General features: G+C 41.1%; 21 protein-coding genes. All 21 read right to left on the minus strand.

What is annotated here, in order from left to right:
* Positions 1–237: 237 nt before the first annotated feature.
* The 21 genes from AACQ79_RS02550 to AACQ79_RS02650 all read right to left on the minus strand — a co-directional run bounded on the left by AACQ79_RS02550 (position 238) and on the right by AACQ79_RS02650 (position 23,495).
* Positions 238–840 carry a hypothetical protein gene (locus AACQ79_RS02550; protein WP_017048510.1) on the minus strand — a complete coding sequence of 201 codons (603 nt, stop codon included), beginning with the start codon at positions 838–840 and terminating at the stop codon, positions 238–240.
* A gap of 155 nt (positions 841–995) precedes the next feature.
* Entirely contained in the window at positions 996–1,400 is a 405-nt protein-coding gene (locus AACQ79_RS02555) for a DUF1801 domain-containing protein (protein WP_170899716.1), read from the minus strand.
* A 694-nt stretch (positions 1,401–2,094) separates the two neighbouring features.
* The gene (locus tag AACQ79_RS02560) at positions 2,095–2,511 is read right to left on the minus strand and encodes a VOC family protein (RefSeq protein ID WP_017045395.1); all 417 of its coding nucleotides are present in this window, start codon (positions 2,509–2,511) and stop codon (positions 2,095–2,097) included.
* A gap of 175 nt (positions 2,512–2,686) precedes the next feature.
* The gene (locus tag AACQ79_RS02565) at positions 2,687–3,106 is read right to left on the minus strand and encodes a GNAT family N-acetyltransferase (protein ID WP_013867762.1); all 420 of its coding nucleotides are present in this window, start codon (positions 3,104–3,106) and stop codon (positions 2,687–2,689) included.
* Positions 3,107–3,252: 146 nt separating this feature from the next.
* Complete coding sequence (locus tag AACQ79_RS02570; RefSeq protein ID WP_055045063.1) at positions 3,253–3,798, minus strand: GNAT family N-acetyltransferase; 546 nt, start codon at positions 3,796–3,798, stop codon at positions 3,253–3,255.
* Between the two features lie 646 nt (positions 3,799–4,444).
* Positions 4,445–4,834, minus strand: a complete 390-nt coding sequence (locus tag AACQ79_RS02575) for a hypothetical protein (RefSeq protein ID WP_170899718.1) — start codon at positions 4,832–4,834, stop codon at positions 4,445–4,447.
* Positions 4,834–5,058: a membrane protein insertion efficiency factor YidD gene (gene yidD, locus AACQ79_RS02580; protein ID WP_094167945.1), complete on the minus strand. Its 225-nt coding sequence runs from the start codon at positions 5,056–5,058 to the stop codon at positions 4,834–4,836. Before yidD ends, AACQ79_RS02575 begins: the two co-directional genes overlap by 1 nt.
* 2 nt (positions 5,059–5,060) lie before the next feature.
* Positions 5,061–5,276, minus strand: coding sequence for a DUF4177 domain-containing protein (locus tag AACQ79_RS02585; RefSeq protein WP_094167946.1), 216 nt, complete (start codon positions 5,274–5,276; stop codon positions 5,061–5,063).
* A 1,218-nt stretch (positions 5,277–6,494) separates the two neighbouring features.
* Positions 6,495–6,839 (minus strand): hypothetical protein, encoded by a 345-nt coding sequence (locus AACQ79_RS02590; protein WP_094167947.1) that lies wholly within the window; start codon positions 6,837–6,839, stop codon positions 6,495–6,497.
* A 686-nt stretch (positions 6,840–7,525) separates the two neighbouring features.
* The gene (locus tag AACQ79_RS02595; RefSeq protein WP_170899720.1) at positions 7,526–8,017 is read right to left on the minus strand and encodes a hypothetical protein; all 492 of its coding nucleotides are present in this window, start codon (positions 8,015–8,017) and stop codon (positions 7,526–7,528) included.
* Between the two features lie 1,715 nt (positions 8,018–9,732).
* The gene (locus AACQ79_RS02600) at positions 9,733–10,137 is read right to left on the minus strand and encodes a DUF1801 domain-containing protein (RefSeq protein ID WP_094182979.1); all 405 of its coding nucleotides are present in this window, start codon (positions 10,135–10,137) and stop codon (positions 9,733–9,735) included.
* Between the two features lie 233 nt (positions 10,138–10,370).
* The gene (locus AACQ79_RS02605; RefSeq protein WP_026028286.1) at positions 10,371–10,619 is read right to left on the minus strand and encodes a DUF3297 family protein; all 249 of its coding nucleotides are present in this window, start codon (positions 10,617–10,619) and stop codon (positions 10,371–10,373) included.
* 246 nt (positions 10,620–10,865) lie between these two features.
* The gene (def, locus tag AACQ79_RS02610) at positions 10,866–11,369 is read right to left on the minus strand and encodes a peptide deformylase (protein WP_170899721.1); all 504 of its coding nucleotides are present in this window, start codon (positions 11,367–11,369) and stop codon (positions 10,866–10,868) included.
* Positions 11,370–13,015: 1,646 nt separating this feature from the next.
* Positions 13,016–13,834, minus strand: coding sequence for a DUF2971 domain-containing protein (locus AACQ79_RS02615; protein ID WP_170899723.1), 819 nt, complete (start codon positions 13,832–13,834; stop codon positions 13,016–13,018).
* 565 nt (positions 13,835–14,399) lie between these two features.
* Positions 14,400–17,186, minus strand: a complete 2,787-nt coding sequence (locus AACQ79_RS02620) for a hypothetical protein (protein ID WP_170899724.1) — start codon at positions 17,184–17,186, stop codon at positions 14,400–14,402.
* A 219-nt stretch (positions 17,187–17,405) separates the two neighbouring features.
* Positions 17,406–18,236, minus strand: coding sequence for a restriction endonuclease (locus AACQ79_RS02625; RefSeq protein WP_170899726.1), 831 nt, complete (start codon positions 18,234–18,236; stop codon positions 17,406–17,408).
* Between the two features lie 121 nt (positions 18,237–18,357).
* On the minus strand, positions 18,358–19,902 hold the full coding sequence (locus AACQ79_RS02630) for a replication endonuclease (RefSeq protein ID WP_170899728.1): 1,545 nt from the start codon (positions 19,900–19,902) through the stop codon (positions 18,358–18,360).
* Positions 19,899–20,150: a hypothetical protein gene (locus AACQ79_RS02635; RefSeq protein WP_170899730.1), complete on the minus strand. Its 252-nt coding sequence runs from the start codon at positions 20,148–20,150 to the stop codon at positions 19,899–19,901. The genes AACQ79_RS02630 and AACQ79_RS02635 overlap by 4 nt, the downstream gene beginning before the upstream one ends.
* Complete coding sequence (locus AACQ79_RS02640; protein ID WP_065818745.1) at positions 20,143–20,385, minus strand: helix-turn-helix transcriptional regulator; 243 nt, start codon at positions 20,383–20,385, stop codon at positions 20,143–20,145. Before AACQ79_RS02640 ends, AACQ79_RS02635 begins: the two co-directional genes overlap by 8 nt.
* A gap of 750 nt (positions 20,386–21,135) precedes the next feature.
* Positions 21,136–22,128 (minus strand): hypothetical protein, encoded by a 993-nt coding sequence (locus AACQ79_RS02645; RefSeq protein ID WP_170899731.1) that lies wholly within the window; start codon positions 22,126–22,128, stop codon positions 21,136–21,138.
* 158 nt (positions 22,129–22,286) lie between these two features.
* Positions 22,287–23,495 (minus strand): site-specific integrase, encoded by a 1,209-nt coding sequence (locus tag AACQ79_RS02650; protein ID WP_170899733.1) that lies wholly within the window; start codon positions 23,493–23,495, stop codon positions 22,287–22,289.
* Positions 23,496–23,689: the final 194 nt, after the last annotated feature.

A 23,689-nucleotide genomic window follows, 5' to 3' on the forward strand; every position in this document is an offset into this window, starting at 1 on the left:
CTGTTTTACGGTTTGAGTAAACCACGAATCTGAGGGTGAAAGTGCTCATTTGCCGACAACACAAAACGAATGACCGGAGAAATCCAAAAGATTGAACCCCTAAAATTACCTGAGTTGCATAACGCCCGGCTAAGGGGTTGACAACGCACCGCCGAACTTAAAAAACACACTGTAAACACTGAACTTCAATTTTACACTAAAGCCGCCAAGCGTTGGCAATCCCTCTTGAGCCGTTTGTTAGCTGAATTTTTCAAACGGTTTTAGAAGACCATTTCGTTCGTTTAGTAAAGCATGACGCTCTTCTTCTGAAACAAGGTTCAAAATAAGCGATATTTCTATGAACCTTGTATGAGCCTCTCTAAAAACCTCAGACTCAAAACAACTTTCTATCCAATACAGCTCTTCACCACTGATGCTGTGAAACACTTCCACAGGCATATAATCGCAGTGTTCAGGGTCAGCAAAGTCTAATGTTTGTTCTATACCAAATGGACCGATATTATTACCGAAAAGCCACGGTAAAAGGTACACATTAGATAACATCGTTGCTGCTAATTCATACGTTGCCTTTTCTGTATTACCTAAACGATGAGACAAAATTGATCGAGATAGCATTTGAATTGGTTCGCCAATATCATCTGGAAATTGGACGTCATACCACTCCATGTACTCTTTTGCTTTTTCCAAATCATTAAGTACAAGCAACAACGGAAATATTAAATACCTTTTCCCGTAACCGTCCGAGATAGCACCATACTCTCTAAGCTCACGATTAAGCCCAGATTTGTAGCTTGAAATTTTAGCTCGAATTTTCTTTTCTGTATCTGGAACTGTAAACATACTCAAATCTCGTCCTATTCAGCTAACGCCCGGCTAAGGGGTTGACAACGCACCACCGAACTCAAAAAACACACAGTAAACACTGAACTTAAATTTTGCACTAAAGCCGCCACGCGTTGGCAATCCCTCTTGAGCCGTTTGTTATGTGAATTTTTTCAAGCACCCAAAAGAGGAAAGTTTTTACGCTGCTGATAGGTTAAAGCTAGCTCTAAACAGGATTTGATTGCTGCTTCTGGTAACGGTTTCGATAAGGACAGCACTATTGCTCTGTTTCCCTGAAACTCCAGTTCTTCACAATACAATTCCCGAAATGTATCGACTAGCTTAGTTTGGCAATTAAAAAACAGGTAATAATTATTAGGAGACTTCAGCTTCCAATCCATTCTTAGTGGACTGCCTGTTTTTACGCTGTAGCTTGGCTCACCCCATTTTAGAGATTCATCGACATCACCCAGATCCAATTCAGATACGATTTGAAAGACTAGATTTCGCAGTTCCTCTAACCTAATACGAACATTTTCCGGATATTCATCGAAGCGATCTTTGACTACCTTGTCCATTGGAATCTCCCATTCACATAACGCCCGGCTAAGGGGCTGACAACGCACCGCCGAACTCAAAAAACACACTGTAAACCCTGAATTTCAATTTTGCACTAAAGCCGCCACGCGTTGGCAATCCCTCTTGAGCCGTTTGTTAGCTGCTGCACTTTAGCCGGAGATTGACTACCCAACGGCCTAATTTAAAACACATTATTGATTTCAAGCGGCAAAGTAAAACGGACAACTGAGAAACTAAAACCTAATCCACGAAACGCACTTGGCAAAGAAGAAATAACAACAAAATTTGACGAGTTTCTAGAGCTTAAATTTACAAAGAATTATGTCGAAGAAGCCAACAACCAAGTGCGTGAAACCCATTTGAGCGCGAAAGAGCTTCAAAACCAAAGAAGCCACACCAAAGAAATAAACAAACACATCACTTCCCGTAAGAAGACTTCGGTTAGTTCAACCACTTCACGAACAGTGCCACTGGCGAGATACGCGGAAAAGTGCTGACTTTCAGGTGTAAAGCTAGAGCCTCAGACTAAGAAAAATAAGCGCTTAATTTTATGGTTTTTCTTAACCTCAGCTAACGCCCGCTTAAGGGGCAGACAACGCTACTACCAACTTACCGCATAACACCGTAATCACCGAAACCAATGCATACTAAAAATGCCGCGCGTTGGCTGTCCCTCTTGAAGCGTTTGTTATGCTATCTTTTTGCCATTGGATGGCTTGGATTCAATTGAAGAAGATCCCACAAGTTTCCATACAAGTCTTCAAACACTGCTACCGTTCCATAGTCTTCTTCTGTTGGCTCGCGGACGAAGTTAATACCAATCGATTTCATACGCTTAAAGTCACGCCAGAAATCATCAGTATTTAGGAACAGGAATACTCGACCGCCTGCTTGATTCCCAATGAAATCATGCTGCTCTGGCTTCGAAGCTCTGGCAAGTAACAACGTAACACCATGAGAATTTGGTGGAGCCACAACCACCCAACGTTTGTCTTGTTCAGGTTGATGAGTATCTTCAATAAGTTCAAATTTGAGTTTGTTTACATAAAAATCAATGGCTTCATCATAATCTTTTACAACTAAAGCAATATGGACAATGTTCTGTTTCATAGTATTCCTTATTGAAGATTTCGACTGGTAGCATAACGCCCGGTTAAGGGGCTGACAACGCAAAACACTGAACCTAAAATAACAACCGTAATCACAAATGCTGATTTGAACAAAAACCGCCACGCGTTGGCAGTCCCTCTTGAACCGTTTGTTATAAGCAAAATAACACCTTGATTTAAATTAGCTTTAATTGTTCGGCACTTGATAAAACCCATGCGCTTTCATGATGCTCAAAACCGATTTTTGGATAGTAAGCTTGCGCTTGAGGCGCTGATAATAAAATAACTTTACAGTTTGGATTCAATTCTTCTTTGGTTACCAATATTAGATATTTACCAATACCACTCGATTGAACGCTTTCATCAACGGCTAGATCCGATAGGTAACAGCAATAATGAAAATCCGTAACAGAACGCGCCACGCCAACAAGCTGATCGTTTATCCATGCAGTAACAATTAGATTTGAGTTTTCAAGCATACCTTTGATGATTGCTTCATTTTCTAGTGGTCTACGTTCACCAAGTGATGTTTTCTTTAGCAAATTCACGAACTGTTTCGACGTGATTGGATAGTTTACCTTGTACTCAATTTCCATTTTTCATCCTCTGAGGCTGGATTTGCTTATAACGCCCGCTTAAGGGGCAGCCAACGCTACTGCCAAGCTTCCGCATAACACCGTAATCACAAAAACCAACGCATAGTAAAAGTGCCGCGCGTTGGCTGTCCCTCTTGAAGCGTTTGTTATGTTTTGGGCCAATGGGTACGATTTAGACCATAAACAGCATGATCTACAACTCGGCCATTCAAATTTTCTGCGCGACTGATTATGCCCTCAAGCGAGAAACCTAAACGTTCACATACATTACGACTTGGAATATTTTCGCTTGCTGCTGATATCTGAACCTTTTCCATATCAAACTCAGTAAAAGCCAAGTCGGTCAGTTTTAAAACTGACTTACTCACGATACCTTTACCTTGGTATTCAGAGCTTAACCAGTAGCCAATCTCTACTTTTTTAAGTTGACGGTTAATACTGTTAAAACTGATATTTCCAACCAACTTATCTTGGTAAATCATCCCACAAACCAAGGATTTTCCATCAGCATAATCATGCAATGAACTTTTGATAAAGCTAAGAAAAAACTCTTCATTGGTTGCATGAGGAGGCCAAGCTAACCATTGACTCAAGTATTCTCGCTCTCGACTGACAATTTCAAGATAGGCCGAAGCAAACTTGGGAGTAACCAAAGCCAGTTTCAGATCGGTATCAACATCCAATGTAAACATGATTTCCTCTTAAAAACATAACGCCCGGCTAAGGGGTTGACAACGCACCACCGAACTCAAAAAACACACTTAAACACTGAACTGCAATTTTGCACTAAAATCGCCAAGCGTTGGCAATCCCTCTTGAGCCGTTTGTTATGCAAATTCAATGAGATAAACCGAATTTACACGACCAAAAGCCACGATTGCAATGGCTGAGTGATTCAAGAATCAACCCAAGCAAGAACTGCGATAAATAAGCGGCCAAAACAAAGTCCACCTTTCAACAACAAACCAAGCTTTTGAATCAGGAAAACTCAACCAGCAAGACTTTCAGAAAATGCGAAATGCTCGAAAAACTTGCCCTTTCCACACTTTGCACCTGCTAAATTCACAACACGCTAGCGCTAAAACTGATTGAGGCAAACAAAGAGCCTTGCCTGTTTTACGGTTTGAGTTAACCACGAATTTGAGGGTGGAAGTGCTCATTTGCCGACAACACAAAACGAATGGCCGGAGAAATCCCACAAGATTGAACCCCTAATTTTACCTGAGTTGCATAACGCCGCATTAAGGTGTGAGCGGCGCTTGCCTATACTTTGAGCGAAGCGAAAACGGCAAGCGTTGCGAATCACTCTTAAATGCTTTGTTATACAGCAGGTTACACCTAAGTTCTTCGTACGTTATTGAAGATTTCACAGGACAATTTATAGTTGTGTTGTCTAGCGATCTTTTGTGAAAAAAACAGCTGAGGAAGCTCATAGATTACGAGTAGTGAAAGGATAATCAATGCACTTGAGTGACCTAGAATTAAGCCAATGACACCAATCGTTAGCAGTGCCAACTCTAGGATAAATAAACCGTACTTACCTAAATAACAATGGTGAAAGCCACCAATAAAAAACCAGTTCAATGTAGCATAGGTGTCTGGATCCTTGAGCTTTTTTGACTGTTGCTCATAGAACTCTTTCTTTTGAGCTTCAGGTAATGATTTCACCTGCTTTCTCAGGAGTTCTTCTTTATGCTCCAACTGCTCAATCGGTTCAAATAAACGCATTACGGTACCTCATCATATATTTTTTCAATGAGGTCAGGTTGGTTACATCGCTTTATTCTCGCTAGCCCTAGCTTCCAACCTTTTAAAGCCCCATACTTTTCAATACATTGTTTAGTGTACTCAGAGCAAGTAGGCTCAAAATTACATTCAATGTTCAACAATTGCTTTGATCCACCGCTAGCTTGATAGCGGCGAATCAATTTTAAAGAGATATACTTAATCAAGCTTATCGGCCAAGAGTGATAATCACAGCCTCACGCTTCCAAAACAGCATAAAACGCTTTTGCTCAACTACTTGAAATACAACTTGCCAGCCGTCTTGTGCAAATTTGTTTAGCTCTGCTTCCATTTTTTGCACAGGTAGGCCACTCGCGCCTAACAAGATTGTTCCACAGCCACCTTCTACGATGTGAACTACTTTATATTCTGTAAATGTTGTCATTTTGCAACCAACTATTTTAATAAAAACAGAATGTTACAACACTCAAGAAAGTGCATCAAGGTGTATATTATTAGATTTTCTGTATAACGCCCGGCTAAGGGGTTGACAACGCACAGCCGGACTCAAAAAACACACCGTAAACCCTGAATTTCAATTTTGTACTAAAGTCGCCACGCGTTGACAATCCCTCTTGAGCCGTTTGTTAGCTGCTGCACTTTAGCCGGAGATTGACTACCCAACGGCCTAATTTAAAACACATTATTGCTTTCAAACGACAAAGTAAAACGGACAACTGAGAAACTAAAACCCAATCCACGAAACGCACTTGGCAAAGAAGAAATAACCGAGAAACTGACGAGCTTCTAGGACTTAAATTTGCAAAGAATTCTTTCGAAGAAGCCAACAACCAAGTGCGCAAAATCCATTTAAACGCGAAAGAGCTTCAAAACCAAAGAAGCCACACCAAAGAAATAAACAAACACACCACTTCCCGTAAACAGACTTCGGTTAGTTCAAGCACTTCACGAACAGTGCCACTGGCGAGATACATGGAAAAGTGCTGACTTTCAGGTGTAAAGCTAGAGCCTCAGACTAAGAAAAATAAACGCTTAATTTTATGGTTTTTCTTAACCTCAGCTAACGCCCGGCTAAGGGGTTGACAACGCACCGCCTAACTTAAAAAACACGCTGTAAACACTGAACTTCAATTTGGCACTAGAGTCGCCATGCGTTGGCAATCCCTCTTGAGCCGTTTGTTAGGCCAATAGATTAACAACGACACTTTCAAAACCAAAGAACGAGTTTTTTTGTAAACTTGAAACAAACTAACCGATTCATTTATAAACCAAAACGCTAAATCAGCAAAGAAACAAAAAACTCAAATTGAGCGGTTTGGAAGAAAAGTGACGAGCGTAGCATGCTCGGCGGACGTTTGGATGCTGAAGGTTATTTTGCCGCTAAACTCACAACGAAAAGCAACCCAACGCGATCAAGAAACAACAAATATGTGATGATTATTTATTGCTTAACTTAAGCTAGAAAACATGGCATTTACCGTTCAATTCAAACTCGAATTAGCTGATAAAAACTCACTTTGCCTAACGCCGCATTAAGGTGTGAGCAACGCTACCCCCAAGCCTAAACCATTGCACCGTAAACACAAAACCCAACGATGGAATGAAAAATGCCAAGCGTTGGGAATCACTCTTAAATGCTTTGTTAAATTTTTCTCTCGAGCTTCCAAATTTCTTCTATTGCATTTGTCATGATTTCTTTAAGCTTTCGATGGTTGTAGTAAACTGTTCCGTAATCATTGCCGCTTCCGCCATTGCGGTACGCAAAAGCCAAATTGTTTTTATCTATATCACCACGATTTCTTGATACGCTACCGCGAATACCTTCTAATTCCAGTTCGTAATTACCAAACGTATCCATATGCATCAATTGCTCAATATCCACTTTGGTAAAAAACAATTCAATAAAACAGCTTTCATCACTTGTAAGATCAAAATTGACGCGTACACCTAGTGGATCTTCAGTCACAACCCATTTTGTTTTATCCATAACTACTCCTTAAAATTTAACGCCCGGCTAAGGGGTTGACAACGCACTGCCGAACTCAAAAAACACACCGTAAACCCTGAATTTCAATTTTGCACTAAAGCCGCCACGCGTTGGCAATCTCTCTTGAGCCGTTTGTTATGCAAATTCAATAAGATAAACTGACTTTACTCGATCAAAAGCCACAATTGCAATGGTTGAGTAATTCAAGAACCAACCCAAGCCAGAACTGTGATAAATAAGCCGCCAAAACAAAGTCCACCTTTCAACAACAAACCAAGCTTTTGAATGAGGCAAACCCAACAAGCAAGATTTTCAGCAAGTACAAAATGCTCAATAAACTTGCCCTTTCCACACTTTGCGCACGCAAAATTCACAACGCACCGGCGCTAAAACTGATTGAGGCAAACAAAGAACCTTGCCTGTTTTACGGTTTAAGTTAACCACGAATTTGAGGGTAAAAAAGCTCATTTGCCGACAACATAAAACGAATGGCCGGAGAAACCTAAAAAGATTGAACCCCCAAATTTACCTGAGTTGCATAACGCCCTGTTAAGGTGTGAGCAACACAATACCAACGCCGCCGCATACCACCTTAAACACCAATCGCAACGCATAGTAAAAATGCCAGGCGTTGCGAATCACTCTTAAACTGCTTGTTAGCTATTTTGTTTCAGATAAATGTTGAACTAATACTGACCAATTGTGGTAAAAATGTCATACCTTGGATTTGACAACACCCCATTAGCTCTAACTTGCTCTTTTACATACTTATTATCTAAGATCCAAACATCAAATGTTGCGATCGGACGAGAAACATTTACGGATACTTTTTGAATCTCATGAGTAGGCTTGTCAACTAACACTAAAAAATCGAAATCTGTCGAGTTTAACTTCAATGACGATGTGTTCGAGGAACGATACTTAACTTGGATCGTGCATGACTTCTTAGTCTTGGGGTCTACAACCAACAAGTCATAGCCTGGCATATTAGGGCTAGCAACAGAAACTATGTACCCCAACTCAAGCATAATATAGCCAGCAATATAGAGTTCAGCTCCTTCTCCCTTAACAGCGGCGTCAGACTTACTATCCCGTAAATCCAGCTCACCATAAACACTCGGATAACCATCAAGCTTGTTGCGAGCCCAGCGAAAAGCGGTGTGAAGATTAGCACACATTTTACTAGTGGCTAGCTCTGTAAAATTTCCGTCTTTCGCACGAATTGTTACGATGTACTTGTCACGTTCTCACGTTCCGCCCATACGTCGACGGCTTGCCCTTGATATGAATAATCCTCAAACTCTCTAGATGAAATAGCACCATCTTCATCTTTAAGTATCGTCACGAATCTCAAATTGAATTCTCCCTAAATAGCTAACGCCCGGCTAAGGGGTTGACAACGCACTGCCGAACTTAAAAAACACACTGTAAACACTGAACTTCAATTTTGTACTAAAGCCGCCACGCGTTGACAATCCCTCTTGAGCCGTTTGTTAGGCCAACCGATTGACAACGACACTTTCAAAACCAAAGAACGAGCTTTTTTGTAAACTTGAAACAAACTAACCGATTCATTTATAAACCAAAATGCTGAATCAGCAAAGAAACAAAAAAACTCAAATTGAGCGATTTGGAAGAAAAGTGACGAGCGTAGCATACTCGGCGGACGTTTGGATGCTGAAGGTTATTTTGCCGCTAAATTCACAACGAAAAGCAACCCAACGCGATCAAGAAACAACAAATATGTGATGACGATTTATTGCTTAAGTTAAGCCACAAAACATAGAATTTACTGCTCAATTTCAACTCGATTTAGCTGATAAAAACTCACCTTGCCTAACGCCCGGCTAAGGGGTTGACAACGCACCGCCGAACTTAAAAAACACACTTAAACACTGAACTTCAATTTTGCACTAAAGTCGCCAAGCGTTGGCAATCCCTCTTGAGCCGTTTGTTAGGCCAACCGATTGACAATGATACTTTCAAAACCAAGGAACAGGGCTTTTTACAAACTTAAAACAAACTAACCGATTCATTTATAAACCAAAACCCTAAATCAGCAAAGAAACCAAAAAATTCAAATTGAGCGATTTGGAAGAAAAGTGACGAGCGTAGCATGCTCGGCGGACGTTTGGATGCTGAAGGTTATTTTGCCGCTAAATTCACAACGACAAACAACCCAACACGATCACGAAACAACAAATATGTGATGACGATTTATTGCTTAAGTCCAGCCATTAAAACATGGAATTCACCGTTCAATTCAAACCCGATTTAGCTGATAAAAACTCACTTTGCCTAACGCCCGGCTAAGGGGTTGACAACGCATAGCCGAACTCAAAAAACACACTGTAAACACTGAACTTCAATTTTGTACTAAAGCCGCCACGCGTTGGCAATCCCTCTTGAGCCGTTTGTTAGGCCAACCAATTGACACCGAGACTTTCAAAACCAAAGAACGAGCTTTTTTGTAAACTTGAAACAAACTAACCGATTCATTTATAAACCAAAATGCTGAATCAGCAAAGAAACAAAAAACTCAAATTGAGCGATTTGGAAGAAAAGTGACGAGCGTAGCATGCTCGGCGGACGTTTGAATGCCGAAGGTTATTTTGCCGATGAATTCACAGCGAAAAGTAACCCAACGCGATCAAGAAACAACAAATATGTGATGATTATTTATTGCTTAAGTTCAGCCATGAGAACATGGAATTTACCGTTCAATTTCAACTCGATTTAGCTGATAAAAACTCACTTTGCCTAACGCTCGGCTAAGGGGTTGACAACGCACCGCCGAACTTAAAAAACACACCGTAAACACTGAACTTTAATTTTGTACTAAAGCCGCCACGCGTTGGCAATCCCTCTTGAGCCGTTTGTTATGTGAATTTTTTCAAGCACCCAAAAGAGGAAAGTTTTTGCGCTGCTGATAGGTTAAAGCTAACTCTAAACAGGATTTGATTGCTGTTTCTGGCAACGGTTTCGATAAGGACAGCACTATTGCTCTGTTTCCCTGAAACTCCAGTTCTTCACAATACAATTCCCGAAATGTATCGACTAGCTTAGTTTGGCAATTAAAAAACAGGTAATAATTATTAGGAGACTTCAGCTTCCAATCCATTCTTAGTGGACTGCCTGTTTTTACGCTGTAGCTTGGCTCACCCCATTTTAGAGATTCATCAACATCACCCAGATCCAATTCAGATACGATTTGAAAGACTAGATTTCGCAGTTCCTCTAACCTAATACGAACATTTTCCGGATATTCATCGAAGCGATCTTTGACTACCTTGTCCATTGGAATCTCCCATTCACATAACGCCCGGCTAAGGGGTTGACAACGCATAGCCGAACTCAAAAAACACGCCGTAAACACTGAACTTCAATTTTGCACTAAAGCCGCCACGCGTTGGCAATCCCTCTTGAGCCGTTTGTTATATGTTTGGATGAGAAACCTAGCTAGATTTTGAATGCAATGCATTGAATTACATAGTTATCAACACATTGCACGCGGACGGTATAAAATGCAGCTTATTTATAAAAAGCTTCAACTTCACCTTTTAACTTAATCAGCATCGGCTGGCCAAAACGATCTTTAGCTTTCGGTGAAGGAATTTTCACCCACCCTTCACTAATGCAGTATTCTTCAACATCAGTACGTTCTTTGCCATTTAGACGAATGCCAATGTGGTGTTCAAAGCACTCCGCTACATAGTGTGGGCTGCGAGGATTACCAGCAAGGTGATCCGGCAAAGCGGGTTTAGCTGTAGTGTCGTTCATATTCATAACCTAAAATATGTAAAAAAGTGCGCTATTGTAGACAATACAAGCCGACCGCTCAACATAGTAAAGATGCTATTTCATATGCGGTATAGAACGCAGAACTAGATGGCATATAACGCCCAATTAAGGGGTGAGCAACGCTACCACCCAACCTAACGCATTGTACCGTAAACACTAAAATTGAAGTAGAAGCAAAATGCCAAGCGTTGGGAATCCCTCTTAAATTGTTTGTTATGAGCGGGGTTAAGAGTGCGCTTTGACGTACTTTTTAACCTTTTTCATAGCCATTTGACGCTTAAGTGGCGAAAGATAGTCGATAAACAAGTTACCCGATAAATGATCTATTTCGTGCTGCATTACGATGGCTAGAAACTCATCACTTTCGATGGTTATTGGCTTACCTTCACGATCTAAAGCAGTCACAACAACTGAAGTAAAACGCTCTACGTCTGCATAGTAATCAGGAACTGATAAACAACCTTCTTGACCCAATTCTTTATCCGAGCCACTAACCACTTCTGGATTAACCAAAATTAACGGTTCATCTCGACTTTCTGAAAGGTCGATAATAACAACTGCCTCTTTACGACCAACTTGAGTCGACGCCAAACCGATACCATTGTCAGTCGCATATAGCGTTTCCAACATATCGTCTATTAATGTTTGTACCGTCGTAATATCTTGCACCTTTTCCGCTTTGACCTTAAGCCTTGGATCCGGTGCTGTCAGAATTTCTAAAACTGCCATATTTTCCTTCTAATTCTTGGAAGCTCATAACGCCCGGCTAAGGGGTTGACAACGCACCACCGAACTTTAAAAACACACTTAAACACTGAACTTCAATTTTGCACTAAAGTCGCCACGCGTTGGCAATCCCTCTTGAGCCGTTTGTTATGCAAATTCAATGAGATAAACCGACTTTACACGACCAAAAGCCACAATTGCAATGGGTGAGTGATTCAAGAATCAACCCAAACCAGAGCCATGATAAATGAGCCGCCAAAACAAAGTTCACCCGTCAGCAATAAACCAAGCTTTTGGAACAGACAAGTTCAACGAGCGAAAACTTCAGCAAGTACAAAATGCTCGATTAACTTGCCCTTTCCAGACTTTGCGCCCGCTAAATTCACAACAAACCAGCACCAAAACTGATTGAGGCAAACAAAGAACCTTGCCTGTTTTACGGTTTAAGTTAACCACGAATTTGAGGGTAAAAGTGCTCATTTGCCGACAGCTCAAAACGGATGGCCGGAGAAATCCCAAAAGATTGAGCCCCTAAATTTACCTGAGTTGCATAACGCCCGGCTAAGGGGTTGACAACGCACCGCCGAACTCAAAAAACACACTGTAAACACTGAACTTCAATTTTGCACTAAAACCGCCACGCGTTGGCAATCCCTCTTGAGCCGTTTGTTAGGCCAACCGATTGACAACGATGCTTTCAAAACCAAAGAACGAGTTTTTTGTAAACTTGAAACAAACTAACCGATTCATTTATAAACCAAAACGCTAAATCAGCAAAGAAACAAAAAACTCAAATTGAGCGGTTTGGAAGAAAAGTGACGAGCGTAGCATGCTCGGCGGACGTTTGGATGCCGAAGGTTATTTTGCTGCTAAACTCACAACGAAAAGCAACCCAACGCGATCAAGAAACAACAAATATGTGATGACGATTTATTGCTTAAGTTCAGTCTGAGAACATGGAATTTACCGTTCAATCCCAACTCGATTTAGCTGATAAAAACTCACTTTGCCTAACACCCAATTAAGTGGTGAACAACGCACTGACCAAGTCGCCGCATTGCACCGTAAAACACTTTACTCAACGCATAGTAAAACTGCCACGCGTTGAGAATCCACTTGAATTGTTTGTTATGCAAATTCAATAAGATAAGCTGACTTTACTCGATCAAAAACCATAATTGCAATGGTTGAGTGATTAAAGAATCAACCCAAGCAAAAGCCGTGATAAATAAGCCGCAAAAATGAAGTCTGCCTTTCAGCGACAAACTAGGCTTTTGAGCCAAACAAACTCAACGAGCAAAGCCTTCAACAAATACAAAATGATCGATTAACTTGCTCTTTCCACACTTTGCGCCTACTAAATTGACAACACGCCAACGCTAAAACCGATTGAGGCAAACAAAGAAATTTGTCTGTTTTACGGTTTGAGTTAACCACGAATTTGAGGGTAAAAATGCTCATTTGCCGACAGCTCAAAACGAATGGCCGGAGAAATCCCAAAAGATTGAACCCCTAAATTTACCTGAGTTGCATAACGCCCGCTTAAGGGGCAGACAACGCTACTACTAACTTTCCGCATAACACTGTAATCACAAGAATCAACGCATAGTAAAAATGCCGCGCGTTGACTGTCCCTCTTGAAGCGTTTGTTATGCAGATATTGACTCGAATTTAATCGAATAATCATCAAAATATCCTTTAAATAAATCACAAATAATTCTGTTCCTTTTTACTATTTCGATGATTTTATTTTCAGTATTTATATCAATCCTCGGCCCAAGATAAATACAGCTAATCACATCTAATGGTATTTGGGCTAAAAAGATTTTATTACCAAATTCATCAAGACAAGATTTGGACAATGGATGAATTTTAAAGCCTGAAAAATTATATGTTAACCGATATTCTTTTTCGTATTCCCAATGCTTAGATTTCTCACCCAAAACTTGGTTAACAGATGCTGAATTAGGAGAAATAACACTTTTTCTTTCTAAATACTTAACTTTAATAATTGAAGTTGGCTCTCCGAAAGCGTCCAGTTTTTTAAACCATTCATGATCAGAATTGAAACCGATAACAAATCCGCGATATTGATCAGCATAATGTGACCACATCAATGGATTGCTAAAGCATTCAGATAAACTAAGAATCCCTATTTTGTCATTTAAATAATCAGATAAACTTTTTGTCATTGACATATTTATTTCTGTGTTATATAGCCAGTCATTTAATTCATTTAAACAATTCAGATAATTACCATTTTCTTCTAACTTTTCTTTTTCACTTAAAGAAATCCATAATTCATCTGCTTTATTTACAGCTTCATTAAAAAGATTTCTGTTCTCTCTAGAGTCAAAGCAATGATACATTTCAAACGGATCATTTAAAGAGCTTAACTGCGTAAATCTAATGTGAAGATTTTCTATTACATCAATTCTCATTGATGGTAGATATTTATATAAAATCATCAATCTTCCTTTCATATACATGATAGATGAGTTATTGATATGCATAACGCCTCGTTAAGGGGAAATGAAAATAAATATTATTCATTTTATTACAATAATTTAATCTAGTAAAAACAAGCAAAATCATAACTCAGTGTAGCAGATGTGTAGCATTGTAGTTTTCGTATTCACGTAACTCACTTATGGACAAAACTGTGTCAGTGAAATTACTCAATTAGCAATCCATGGATTATATAAAATAGGGAGAATCAGTGAGATTATGCGCTGAGGCAACCGTGGCGCTTTGGCTAATTGATAAAAGAAGCACGGGCTAGATAAGTGTCGCCAGTGTAGCACTTATCTATGCTTGTTATGTAAATTTTATTTTTATGCTAGCTACTTTTTGTATGCGTTAATTGGCCGTTCAGTCGCAGACTTGTACTGCATTTTTGAACATCGACAAAACCTCTTTCTATCCAATAGTAGAGTATCATACTGAAATAAAACTGATTTCCAAACACTATCTATAAGCTAGATTAAAGGCACATCCAGTTAGACTCAAAGCCTAACTGGATACTTTAGTTCTCTATTCGTTTTTCTTCCATTGAGCTAATTTACGCTCCCAGGATTTCTTTGTATTGAAGTTTTTTTGCATGTCTATTGCTTCTTTGAGAGTGTCGATTGATTCTTTATTTCCAGCTATATTTAGAATTTCAGCCTTATCGTTTAAAAAACTGCTTAAGAACCACGCTCTATTTTTATCGGCTCGCTCACCTTCAATTGATTTATCTATAGCTATAAGTGCATTGTCAAAATCTCCACTGCCTTTTAACTGTTTGGCTTTACTCTGAAAATAAAATTGATCTTGACTTTCTATCTTATCTAGAAAATCACAAGCCTTTTCGTAATTTCCGATTTCATTATAAAATTTTGCGACTTTTAAATTGTCAAAGTCATTAGATGGATTGGATTCAAGGTAATATTTTTCAGCTAAAGTTGCTGTAATTCTTAGTTTCTCATCTTTGTCTTCTAGATTACTGTACTTATACACTCGATAAAGTGCCATCTGAATGTTAGCATAAGCAATCATCAACTTTTCGTTTTGGTTAACATTATCAGGTGCAGGTAAATTTGCACATAATGTCCTAAACTCATCTTTAAAATTATACCCAAGATACCCTGATAATGAACTCAATACTCGATATGGGTGATCAAATGATGATCGTAAGGTAGTAGATATGTCTGAGATAAACTCTTCTATGCGGCTATCTATATATTTTTCTCTAGACTCCTTATATTCAGAGTCTGAAATAAGGTCATAAAAAGACAACACTATTGAGTGAGATAGACTAGATGTTTTTTTACCCAAAACCAAATCTACACAACTAGCAGCATCTTTATAGTTCTTTTCGTTACCCAAAATACGGGCTAACTGTAATATGCACTGTTCACTATCTGGGAATCTCTTTATTAGATCTTCAAAAAGCCCCTTAGATATCGAAGCGTTACCTTTCCAATAATGTAATTTAGCAATATGATGCTTCACTAATAGTTCTAGGTTAGACCCTTCTTCAAGGTTGGAGTCTATGCTTCTTAGTATGTCAATTACTTCCTCAGATTTTTTTTGATATTTTTCTTCGTCATTTTTTCTGTTTATTGATATAAGTTCCAACTCAAATCTTTCAATCATCAATAGTAAATCTTCGAGAGTATTATTATCCAAGGTGAAATTCTCGATTTCTTTAATTAAAGATTCTTTGTTTACTAAGTTATCCGTAGTTTGAATTATTGCATACAGTAACGCTTTTCTTCGATTTTCAGACAAATTACTTTGATAAAGCTCTATTAACAACTCGTGATGCATCACACAAAAACTATAATAGTCAGAACGCTTGAACTCGTTTTCTACTAATAAAAGATCACAAATTTCATTTTTGAACCCATCCATTTCTTTACTGTTCGAAAATAGGTTATTAATTGATAATAAAACAATAGAGTGAATAGTTGAATAATTAATACCAGAACGAACAATAAGAGAACTTTTTTCTAGATTTCTTATTGCTCTCTTACCCAGAATTTTGTTTAAAACGTAGTTACTTACTTGCTCTGAGTTTAATAAAGACAATAGAGTAAACTCACGAGAGAATCTATCAGAATGTTTACCGATCACGAGATCTGATATGCTCTGTGAGCGCCCTTTTACTATTTCTTCTGGAATTTTCTCAATTTCTTGAATGAATTCATTTATTTCATCTTCATCATACTCTTCATCTTCAATAATTTGACAGACTAGTTCTAAACAAAGAGGATGGCCTCCAATATTAGAAATGAATGCTTCAATATACTTGTCATCGATATTAATGTGGCTACTAATTAACGCTCTGGATTCATCCTCGTCCATTTCAGAAAGATGAAAACTGTTCGCTCGACTCAATGAACGTTCTATAGATGTTATTATTACTCTACTATCAGAATTAGCAAAAGAGCTAAAAGTTGACTTAAGTTCCTCTGCATTGCCGGAAAAATTATCTAAAATAACCAAAGTCTTATAAGTTTCGCAAAGGTTTGCTAAGTTTAGATTTTTATCAAAGTCCCCAACTTTTACTGATTTAAAATTGAAGGTTTTCCCTTCACCTAGATTAACCCAAATGACTGAATCGAATTCTTCAGAGAGCTTATGTGCGACACCAAGTGCGACTTTACTTTTACCAATACCACTTACACCATGAATTTCAGAAACTTGATTATCTCTAACCAAGCCTATAATAGATTCTTCATCCTTTCTAACAATAAAATCTGATGGTAAAGGAGGTAATTCATTATGCATTGAAATTGCTGAATATATTTGACTTGCAGTGGGAAGGTAGTCTATCAACGATAAAACTAGCTTTTGATTTCCGATATTATCAAAAATAATTTCGGCTATTTGTTTTGAATCAATAACATCTACATCTTGTTCTATACCAATGTGGCGGATAACTTTGTTTACATTGTCTAACCTACCACCTTTGGCCTCTTGGTTAGCAAATAAAATTATTTTTGAGCATTGGGGGCTATTGTTTAATGTTGAATTAATATCTTTTATGGGCTTAGTATTATCTAATTTAAATTTAATCAACTCATCAAAATTACGACTGAAAACATCAAAATAGTCACCATCTGTACCGCACTGTCCTACGACTTCAAAGTTATTTGTAGAGAAATCTACAGTCCTGCTAATTGGTTTAGCATATAAATTGCTACCTTTATGAATGGATTGCTCGCCTACAAGTATATCAAAGATAGGTTTGCAAAAGTACTCGAACTCTGTACCATTCAGTGGAATGAGATCATCCACTACTTTTTTGATAAAAACTCTTTTTAAGATGTCCATATTGACCTTCAATTCCCGTGGAGTTTGGTTTTAATGGTGACAAAACCAATACGTTTCTTATGCCACATATTTCTATATATCCCACTGTGTTCAAGTCTTGTAAACATCAAACTTGAATCGATCTGTTGCTAGGAAATGTACGTCAAAGCTTACTGCAAAGATCCACATTGGCTAATTACTCTAAATCGTTTGGGCAAACACTTGCTAGACTACACCCTCTCACCCATACGCCCCACTGATATCCTTGGTATACCGACATCGGGGGTAAGAAGAACAGCCGTAAAACTGATTGCCTTTGTTCTGCCCTCTTTTCGCGGTTCGTATGACCAACGGCGCATGACAACTTGGACAAAGCGGAGTGGCGCTTTTGGGTGGTGTCACTTCCACGGCTTGCTCTGCTGGACGATTGCGCACTTGTTCAATCATATGAACCAGCTCACCACCATTGATTAGCCACAGCCGCTTATCAAGCGCATACTTGATCGCCTCGGAGGTAAAGTCGCCCGAGGTCACTATAATCATTTTGCTGGCATTGTGTTCTATCATCACGGCGTACATTTCGCGTAAGATTTGGATACCCACCTTGCGGGTTTTCCAGTGTTTGCACTGGACGAGCGTTAATTGGCCGTCCTTTCTCATCCAGATGTCCACGCCCCCATCCGGCTTTTGCGAAAAGGCTTGTTTGACTTCATAGCCCTGTTGTTTGAAGAACTCGCCGATATACCCTTCAAACTCTAACCACGACAGGTTGTTTAGAGCGGCTGTCGTACCTTGGCTGGCTATTTCATTGGTTGTTGTAGAATACTGGCGCTGTCTGCTTAATTGCTTGAAGAGTGCAACAGGAGCAGGAATAAGGAGAGTAAACGCGACATAGGGCGCGAGTATCGGCAGGTTTTGCGCGACAGCACTAAAAACAAAATTCTCTGAGCTCATGGCTAACGCAGGTAGCACAAAGCTCAAGCCCATATAGGCTATCGCTGCGAAAAGCACACTTACCCACCACGACGCGTCCATAAGATGCCATAGCAGCCCATCGTTCTTTCTTGCCATACTGTCTTGATTTGATTGATTTAATATGAGCATTAAACCATATCAACGGTGTTTTTACTTTGATTTATCGCGCACTTCGCTTTCTGGACCTCAAAAATACAGTTATTCACAGAACTCCAAGTTAAAAAGCGTGACGCATGTTAGATTCGATGCGCCACTTAAACAGACGAGTGATGATTTCACGCCCTTCAATGGCCACCCCTTTCAACGCTCTAACCAACTCGTTGGCACAGTACAACGTGGTTTTGATAACGCCTGTCTCTGTGTCGATTGAAAACGCATAGTGCGGCTTAAACACTTGCGCTTTGCGTGTGCTAAACACACCGCCCATGCGTTGCGTGAATCGCTTCCAGTCGCCTTTATCCGCCGCTTCCACAATCTCTTTTGCCAATGCGGGTAAATCTTGCATTTCTTTGAGGCGGCGCAGCTCTCGCCATACTGTCACAGAGCAGCCGCCGAGCTGTTGAAACTGGCGAATACCCCAGCATGACGCCCATGCATCTACTCTTGCGGCGGCGTCCTTTGGGTCTTCCCCGTAAACCCCACAATCAAGATCACTACCATCAATGTTTTTCGAGATGTATTTGGCGATGTATCCGGTAGCGCTGCCTTTGGCGGGGTCGATTTTCACTTCGGTAAAACGATGCTCCGTTGCGCCCTTTTCCTCTCCATCTTCGCGCATGGCGTAATCACGCATGGTTTGCACCATCAGGTCATAGTGTTTGGGCTCGACAAACAGCAGCAAATGCCAGTGCGGTGTGCCGTCATGTTGCGGCTCTGCTACACGAAAACCGTAGAAACGCACGCCCAAACGGTTGAGCGTTGAGCGCATCAGTTTCCAGATGTCATTAAGGTAGGTTTGCCCGTCCAGCGGGGTATACCCTGCCCATTTTGGGTTCACCTGTCCCGATGTGGAGTAACTGCGATGGTACTTTGACGGACAAGTAATAGTGAGAAAGGTTGCTACATGACCGAGTTCTTTGGCTAGGTCTTCAAAACCTCTGGCTCTGACCATCAGCTCACCTTTGCGAATGGTTGGGTCAGAAACGCCTTTTTGTGACAGTTCCAGTAAAGAGAAGGACTGTCCTAGCTCGTTGGTGGCGATGGTGTTTTCTAAATACGCCTTTTGATAGGCTTTCTGGTGACGTCTTGCCATCAGTGTGGGCATCGAGCAATAGAGGCTTTTGTGTTTGTTCACTTGGTTAATGTGATGCAAAACCAGTTCAGTGTTACGTCGTAACGCCTTGCGTAATCCCCGCAGCCACCATTTGCGGTCACTGTAGCGAGCCACTTCACCCTTGAGTGAATATTGCCCATCATAGGGCGTTAACCCTTTTTGGGCGACAAACTCACGCAGCACGCTTAATGCGCGTTCGTCATTGCGAAAACGGCGGCGGCGTTCCAGTACTTCCGCAGCGTGCGTTTTGGCTTTTGCGCGTAAGTCTTCTTCACTGATGTTAAGCGTTATCTTGTCAATCGGTAGCGACAACTTGGCCGCAATCGCCTCCACCGTGGTTCTAAGGTAGGTATTGCGTTCAAACTTGGTCGGATAGCTCAGATATTCCTTGAGCAGTAAACGCTGAATGACGTCTGAAAATGGCAAAAGCCTTTGCTGTACAAAGGCTCTGTCGTCACGGTCAATGCAAGAAAGGTCGAGTGTGCTCATCGAATGCCCTTCCCTTTTTCGGTGATAGAGAAGACATCCCAACGCAAACCGAAAAACTGTTGGGAGGTATAGCGGATAAGCCCCTCTTTCATCAGTTTGTGGATCGCTTTGTGATGCACTTGGATTGGCAAACGGGATTTCGGTTGCACATCGCCATTATGGGGGCAGTAATCCGAGCACACCTGAAAGGTGCGCCCTGTTCTCATCCATTTCAGTAGCGTGATTTGATCCGGTGTTAAATTAACCATGCAGCCACCCTCCTTGAGAAAGGTGGTTAAGTTTGGTTTGGCTATCAAGCCATGCGTCTAGGTCTTCTTTGAGGTAGCGAACCGCACGACCAATTTTAATGAAAGGTGGCGCGAGAGTGCGGTTTTTACGTTGCCCTTCCATACGGGCCTGACGTAAGAAAGAACGGCTCATGCCAATGTAAGCGGCGGTTTCTTGCTCTGTGTACGCACGTTTCTCAACGGTCATTTTTGTCATTTGAGTATCTCCTTGTGTTGATGGAGATTCAAACTTAATCGCGAAAAACGGCATATGCCGTTTTCAAGGACGTTTTCGAAGACATTTTTTTTCCATCTTTTTATAAAGATTGGTTGCCGCTCTTTTTATGATGTTCAAACACCTTTTTCAAACCGTCAGCCGTTACGCTTCCTTCGGTTAGAATCACGGTTGACTCAACCGTTGCAACAGCGGCATTCAAGTTTGTTCAAACTGGTTATCGCGTTAAATGAGTGTGTAAAGACTGAAATGGTAAGTTCAACCGACTATCAGCGGTTAACCAACCGTTGATTTAACGGTTAAGCGTGCGCTGGCTAACCTTGGAATGACGGGTCTAAGCGCTAGATGCCAACACCCTCACCACGCTTTCGGTTAATCAGTGCATTGAAACGCAACGTTAACCGGAACATAGCGGTGCGTTAACCGATGAACGCCTTGAATGGGATCGGTTGGCCAACCGATAATCTGAGTCGAGCCACCGTTTTGTCTGAAAAGAATGGCATCAACTTATCGCGTCAAATCAAGAATAACGGTTGATTTAACCGTTGATTTAACCGTTAAGCGTGCGCTGGCCAACCTTGATAGGGCGTGGTTGAGCGCTAGAAATCCGCAACCGCCCTATGCTTTCGGTTAAACAATGCGTTGAAACGAAACATTAACCGGAAACGTAGCGGTGAGTTACCGATGTGATCAGCGCACTCTAGCGGTAGCTCAACCGCTTAAGCAGCGCTGCTATTCGGTTAAATCCTCACAGGCTTCTATCTGGCCACATTCAGCTTGAATGTACCGTTTCACGCTGTTCACTCTATTTTTACGAAATGAGTAATAACTCATCGATGCTTCGCCCTCATCTTTTCTTGCCCACGTCAACGTGGTTGTAGTGATGGAGTCAATGATGCTATCAATATCGTAAATGGGCTCTTCATCACTGTTGCACTCTTGACGCAATAGATTCCAGATGTGATTTGATTTGGCATTCGGTTGATCCATCAAAACACGATAGATAATCTGCTCTATAGGATGAAGCAATGGCAATCGGGTTTGGTGTTGTTTCTCGATATGATTCGGTAAACACTGACTTTCACCTCTTATCACGTCACGACCAAACACACGCTGAACGTCTTCCAAATCCACCCGCAATGCATGCGGCTCAATCGTGATACCGCTGACAAGCAAACGCTCTGACAGCACTTCAGGGTACTGGCTTTCGATTTCGGTGCGCTGCTCTTCAGAGAGTGCGTAAGAAAATACCTTGGCCAATTTTCCCAAGTTATTTTGCAGTGTTGCTTGTGTTTTCAGTCCTGCACAAGCGGCAAACACCATTTCAGGCGGGTTTGAAGGGGCGTTTTTAGAATATTGGTATTGAGACTCTTCAATATTTGGAAACGCGTCCGCAATGGCGCGCCAACCTTTCACCTTGTCAGGTTCAAGCACAATCACTGTATTAGTGGTTTGGTTGCTTTGGGTAAAGATGAGGCGCTTTGAAACGTCTGAAAGCAGCCTAACCACTCCGAAGTAGCCAAACGCCGCACAAAGCACTTTCTGACCGTCTTTGCTTGTCAATGCGCCAAGATTGTCCGCCTCAACGCCAGCACAGAGGGGCAATTGACCTTGCTCAATGGCTGCGAAAACATCCCCTTTTGTCATTGTTGTTTTTTGTTCAATCTCGTCCAATCGGATAAATCGTCTTTGCACTTCGCTCCCTCGCTGTTCTTGTATCATCACACGGGTTCCTTGTTATCGGCTCACACAGAAAGATCAACATTTAGAATCGGATTTTGCACCCATTCTAAATACTCTACCGAGTGCGTAAATGCGCTTCAAAACGATTTAGAAAGATTCACAATCTGTTTTGTGAACTGGATTGTAAATCCTTCACCCTATCAGCCGATGAGATTAACCGCACTGGCCTTATGTTCGGGCGCAAGATGCGCATAGCGCAGCGTCATTTTTAAATCCGCATGGCCCAACAATTCACGAACCACGTTCAAATCCGCTTCTTTCATCACCAACTTACTGGCGAAGTGGTGGCGCAAGTCGTGAAAACGGAAATTCTCTATCCCCGCCTCTTTGAGTAACGACTCCCATTGGTATTGATAAGAGTCGAGCGGTTTGCCATTTCGCTCAAACACCAATTCGGTATCTGGATTTTGCTCATGCCAAGCCTGTAGCATGGTATACGCCGTGTTATTGAGTGGAATGGTGCGTTTGTTTTTTGATTTGGCATTCTCAGAGCGAATGGTCAAATACCTGTCTTCCATGTTGATGTGTGACCACTTAAGCGACAACATTTCGCCTTTACGCATGCCAGTATTCAGTGCCAGCACAATCAACGGCTCTAAGAAATCCACATAGCGCTGTGACACTATCCTTTGGGCGCGCTTGCCGTACCTTTGCAATGCTTCGTCTTTTAAACGCGCATCACGCGCTTTAAGGCTATCCAGCAACGCCGCTTCTTCACTCACCGACAGGTAACGAATACGCTTGTTATCAATGCGAGGGATTTTCACATTATCAAGAGAGTGAGAATCGATAAAACCCCACTCCACCGCTCGATTAAATACCGCTCTTAAGCGGTTATAGGCATAGGAAATAGTGGCGGGGGCACGACCTACTTTGCTTCGTTCGGCCACCCACTGCTGAATGTCCCAAGCGGTAATATCGACCAGTGGCTTAGTGGATAAATGTTTGAAGTTGCTTTGAATGCACATTAACGACTTTTGCGCCGTTTTTGCATTAATCGACATGAGATAGGCGGAGTAATGTTCCTCTAGGAATTTACTCAGTGTCAGGCTGTTGCGCTGCTCTCGCTTTTTGGCTTCATAGCGAGTGACTTGCACATCTTCCCCCGCCGCGACTTGCCCTGCTTTTTCTTTGGCTAAGTCTCGCGCTTGCGCTGGCGTTAAAGCATTGGCTGAACCGAGCAAGAAATTGCGTTGCTTACCGTGAATTCGATAGTAGAGGTAATACTTGATCACCCCTTTGGGGGAAATCCGCGCATGAAATCCGCTGATTTCGGTGTCGTTCAATCGCTCGTCCGCGATGGTGAGATTTTTGATAGAGCTGGCGGTGATTTTCTGCTTGATAGCCATGACACAGATTCCTTGTGTAGCGATTATGTAGCAGAATTATTGTATACGCAGGCATTTAAATGAACAACAACAAACAAGCAATCAATAGTTAAAGCATTGTTTTACATTACATTAAATGTCTTTTCTGTTCTTTGTTGTTTGCCGAGTAACACACACCAATCCCAGCATTAAGGGGTGAGTGCCGCACAAACCAA

Origin of the sequence: Vibrio sp. 3-2(1) (assembly GCF_963887575.1) — a bacterium.
Lineage (GTDB): Bacteria > Pseudomonadota > Gammaproteobacteria > Enterobacterales > Vibrionaceae > Vibrio > Vibrio anguillarum.